General features: G+C 65.2%; 5 protein-coding genes. All 5 read right to left on the bottom strand.

Annotated features, from left to right (window positions below; genetic code table 11):
• Window positions 1-81 precede the first annotated feature (81 nt).
• On the bottom strand, window positions 82-375 hold the full coding sequence (locus RUW20_RS20495; protein WP_313954069.1) for a flagellar protein FliT: 294 nt from the start codon (window positions 373-375) through the stop codon (window positions 82-84).
• Complete coding sequence (fliS, locus tag RUW20_RS20490; RefSeq protein ID WP_313954068.1) at window positions 372-785, bottom strand: flagellar export chaperone FliS; 414 nt, start codon at window positions 783-785, stop codon at window positions 372-374. The genes RUW20_RS20495 and fliS overlap by 4 nt, the downstream gene beginning before the upstream one ends.
• Window positions 786-788: 3 nt before the next feature.
• Window positions 789-2,210 carry a flagellar filament capping protein FliD gene (fliD, locus tag RUW20_RS20485; protein ID WP_313954067.1) on the bottom strand — a complete coding sequence of 474 codons (1,422 nt, stop codon included), beginning with the start codon at window positions 2,208-2,210 and terminating at the stop codon, window positions 789-791.
• Between the two features lie 50 nt (window positions 2,211-2,260).
• Window positions 2,261-2,641 (bottom strand): flagellar protein FlaG, encoded by a 381-nt coding sequence (locus RUW20_RS20480; RefSeq protein WP_313954066.1) that lies wholly within the window; start codon window positions 2,639-2,641, stop codon window positions 2,261-2,263.
• An 89-nt stretch (window positions 2,642-2,730) separates the two neighbouring features.
• A partial coding sequence (locus RUW20_RS20475) for a flagellin (protein WP_313954065.1) occupies window positions 2,731-4,175 on the bottom strand: 1,445 nt, incomplete at its 5' end.

Here is a 4,175-nt window from a genome sequence, read left to right as displayed (position 1 = left end):
CGGTGATTTCCTGGGCTGGCAGAGCCGGCCGCAGGGCCAGGTCGGCGGGCGGCTGCAGGCGGTTGGCGACTTCCGGGCGGATCATGCGTCGCGCCGCTGGTCATGACGCAGGAGCACTCGCAGTTCGTTCAGGCGAGTGCTCACCAGCGGGCGGATACGCTCATCACAACGCAGGCAGCCCTCGATCAGGGCGCGGGCGCGCATTTGCCCAGCGGCCGAGAGATCGCTGGTCAGCGTCTCGGGCAGGCTGTCTGCCAGTGCGCGCCGTTCGGCCTCGCGGCTTGCCAGCGTCTCCCATTCCTGGCGTCCTGCTGCGCCAACCATCTCCTCGGAGAGCGCCAGAAGCTGCTCGAGGGCGGCCAGCGACGAACTCATGCGACCGCTTGCTGCGCCGCTTTCGGTGAAATTCCTCGCCAGGCGCCATGGATCTCTTCGAGCAAGGCGGCGACTTCCTCCAGCGCACGTAGGTCGTTGTCGAGGTTGGCGCGCAGCAAACGCACGACCAGGTAGTCGTAAAGCGCGTCGAGCCGCTCGGCCACTTCGCCACCCTGTTCAAGATCCAGGCTCACCTTGAGGCCGTTGCTGATGATGTCGATGGCCTTCGAAATGGCTTCACCTTTGCTGGCGACCTGTTGTTGCTGCATGGCGGCGCGGGCATTGCCGATCGCCGCCTGGGCACCAGCAAACAGCAGCAGAATCAGCCGGTGAGGATCGGCGACCTCGATAGCCGCATCGACGCCTACCTTCTGATAGGCTGAAATCGCTCTTCGTGCATTACCGAACATGGTCTACCTCGTGGAGAAAGTGGGCAGGTTGGCGAGTTGCTGCGCCAGGAAATTGCTGGTTGTGGTCATCCCGGCGATCAGCGTGTCGAGAGCGGTGAACTGGTGGCGGTAGCGGGCTTCGATCTGCGTCAATCGATTCGAAACCAGCTGGGACTGGCTGCTGATGCTCTTTATCGAAGCCTTGATACCCTCGGTGCGGGCGCCGATCAAACCGTTCGTATCGGCCAGCTTGCTGGCTGCCGTCTCGAAGGCTCCGCCGTAGGCGGCAACCAGATTGGCGACTGCCGCGAGATCGTCGCCGATCGCGGCACTCAGTTTGACCGAATCGACGCTCAGCGTGCCGTTTTTCTGCAGGCTGACGCCGATCTCCGAGAGGCGTTGCAGGGACGCTCCGGCGAGTCCGCCGGGGATGTTGCCAAGCACATTGCGGAGGCTGCTCTGCGCCACGCGCAGTGTGCTGTCACCGTTCAATGCACCGGCTTTCCCGGTCGCCGCATCATAGCTGCCGAGACCACTGGCGGTGGTGGTGAAGTCGTTGAACGCCTTGACCAGGGCATTGACACCGGTGGTCAGGCTGGAGTTGTCCTTGCTGATGGTCAGTGTCGTGCTCAGCGCCGTTGCCGGCGCCTCCGGGCCCTTGAGCAGGTTCAGGGTGATGCCGTCGATGGCCGTCGTCACCTTGTTGCTGACCCCTTCGACGGCGATGCCGTTGACCTTGAAAGCCGACCCCTGTGCCGGCTGTGACTGCACGAAGGCGTCGGTCGGCGCCGGTGTCGCGTCGGGATCGTGCGCCAGGCCGGCAATCCCCGACAGCGTGATGAACTGGTTGCTGCCAGCCTCGGCGCTGGTCACCACCAGTTGCTTGCCGGCGACGCCGTTGATTACCAGTGCCGAAACACCGGCGTTGGCGCCATTGATCGCATCGCGGATGTTCTCGGCCGTGGCGCCGTTGGCGATGGTGATGTCGGTACTCTTGTACGGGCTGCTGCCGCCAGCACTATCAAGCGAGAGGGTCAGCGTGCCGCCGACCGGCAGCGTATCGCCGGCGCCGGAGAATGGTGTCGCTGCGCCGGTGGCGCTGGCGACGCTGTGCTGCGTCGCCAGCTGGTTGACTTCCAGCGTGTAGGTGCCGGCGACGGCGCTGGCGGAAGTGCTCGCCGCAGCGACCGTATAGTCGCTGAGCGTCGTCGCGAAAACGGTGAATTTCTGTGCCGCGGTGGTGCCAGTGGCCGGTACCAGTGTCGCTGCCGCCGTTTGCACGGCGGACAACGCACCCTTCAGGGAACCCAGTGCCGAGATCTTGCTCTGGTAGGCCGCTTCCTTTACCGCCAGGGCGGTCAGCGGTCGTTGCTCCAGCGCCATCAGCTGGCTGATGATGCTGTTTACATCGAGGTTCGAGCCCAGGCCCGGTGAGGACAACGCCATGATCTTCTCCTGCGACGGTCAACCGCCAGCTGCGCGGGCGAGGTGCTTGTTCAGGCCGTTTGCTGGACCAGCAGCCCTTTGATGCCGTCCAGCGCCTTGGCGATGGCGACCATTTCTTCCGACGGGATCTGGCGGATCACGTCCTTGGTCGAACGGTCGACGATCTTGATCAGCAGTTGGCCCGTATCTTCGACGATGCTGAATTCCAGATTGCTGTTGATCGGCTGGACAAAATCGCGAACGCTGTTGGTGGCTGCTTCCACCTCCTTGCGGTCCGCTTGTTGCTGGACTGGCGACGGCGATTTGGCCGCCTCCCCGGTCCTGGTCGCCTGTTCGGCGGGCTTCTGCTGGGCTTCGGGTGTCGCATTTCTGAGCACCGGGTTGCCCTGCGCTTGTGGTGGCAGAGAAGCGGTGGTGGGTTGGATATTCATCTCACACTCCTTGGTGAAGAGACGCCGGGGTGCGGCCGCGTTGTCGCGGGCGCACCCCGATCTTACTGCTATTCGCTAAGCTTGGTCGCTTACCGCAATAGCGAGAGCACGTTCTGCGGCAGTGCGTTGGCCTGGGCCAGCATCGCGGTACCGGCCTGCTGCAGGATTTGCGCCCGCGTCAGGTTGGCGGTTTCCTGCGCGAAGTCGGCATCGACGATGCGGCTACGCGAGGCCGAGAGGTTCTCGGACGTCGTTTGCAGGCTGGAAACCACCGAAGCGAAACGGTTCTGATACGCACCGAGCGAAGCCCGCGCACCACTCACCGTTGCCAGCGCGCCGTCGAGCGCCGTCAAGGCGGCGACGGCGGACCCGGCGGTCAGCACATTCAGCGTGGCGATGCTGGAAACACTGGAAGAAACCGACGCGCTTTGCGTGCCCGTGGAGGCGAGGCCTACCGAAGCAGCGGCCGCACCGGCCCAGACGATGCCGTTCGCGCTGGTGCTGCTCAGCGTGACGGTGCCATGGTTGGTGGTGTTGGTGCCGGCGGCCTGGATTCCCAACTGGGCGGCGCTGAGACCGGTTTGCGTGGCCAGGCTGGTTGCGGTGGTCGCGGCTGTGGCGGCACTCGTCGCGGTGCCGGCAATGGCGAACTGCAGGCTATCGGTCGTTCCCGCAACGTAGGTCAAGGCACCCGTCGTGGCGTTGGAGGTGACGCTCCCGTTGACCGCTGCCCCGCCGGTGGCGGAAGCCAGCGCGGTGTTCACCGCGCGGGCGAATTCCTGGCCGCTGTAGGCTGCGCCGTTGGAAGCTTGCTTGCCCATGGTCCCCGCGCCCGCGCCGCCGACGGCAAACTTAGCCGCATCCGCATTCGCGATCGCAGACGTTGCGGCGATTGTCTTGCTCGCGACCGTCACTCCCGCCGCCACCTCGGCAGCGGTTCTGACGGCAGTAAGTGCCAGCGTCGAAGTGCCCACAGACGACGTCAAGACGTTCCCGGCAGCAGTGTACTGCGTCGTCGGCGTGCCGAGGGCGTTGTAGGCTGCGGCAAACAACGCGGCATCGGTGTTGTCGACGCCCGTTGCGACGAATTGAACTGTGCCGACGTTGGTGGCGGTAGAGGCGAGTGTGTAGGTGCTGCCCGCGGTCAAACCGGCAATCGTCAGCGTGCTGCCGATTGCGTTCGATGACGCGGCAGTGACGGCAGTGAATGCCGCGGTACCAAAAGTGACGGCGCCGACGCTGGCGCCATTGGCCGTCAAAGCGCCAGCGGCCAGCGTCCCACCAGCCAAGGGCGGCGTCGCGATGGCGCCAGCGGTGATGGCCGTGCCGGCGGTAGCTGCGGAAGCCTGGTCGGCCGTCAAACCGGTGCTGGCCAGGAAAGCCGTCTTGGCCGTGGCGGCGGTCGTCGGGGTGGTGGCCGTGCCGGAGAGTGCCAGGTTAATGTCGCGGCCGTCGGCTGCCGTCAGGGTCAGTACGCCAGTGGTGGCATTGGCCGAGGCGGTCACGCCGGTTTGCGTGCCGACCGCGTTGATCG

This window comes from Accumulibacter sp. (assembly GCF_032229525.1).
In the GTDB taxonomy this organism is placed as follows: Bacteria; Pseudomonadota; Gammaproteobacteria; order Burkholderiales; family Rhodocyclaceae; genus Accumulibacter.
Note: the sequence above shows the minus strand (reverse complement) of the source record. Positions and strands in the feature narration are given on the sequence as shown.

What these genes read in the sequence shown, in the direction of transcription:
- fliD (WP_313954067.1), bottom strand. Translation starts at nt 2,210, where the DNA reads ATGGCGTTGTCCTCACCGGGCCTGGGCTCGAACCTCGATGTAAACAGC.
- RUW20_RS20495 (WP_313954069.1), bottom strand. Translation starts at nt 375, where the DNA reads ATGAGTTCGTCGCTGGCCGCCCTCGAGCAGCTTCTGGCGCTCTCCGAG.
- fliS (WP_313954068.1), bottom strand. Translation starts at nt 785, where the DNA reads ATGTTCGGTAATGCACGAAGAGCGATTTCAGCCTATCAGAAGGTAGGC.
- RUW20_RS20480 (WP_313954066.1), bottom strand. Translation starts at nt 2,641, where the DNA reads ATGAATATCCAACCCACCACCGCTTCTCTGCCACCACAAGCGCAGGGC.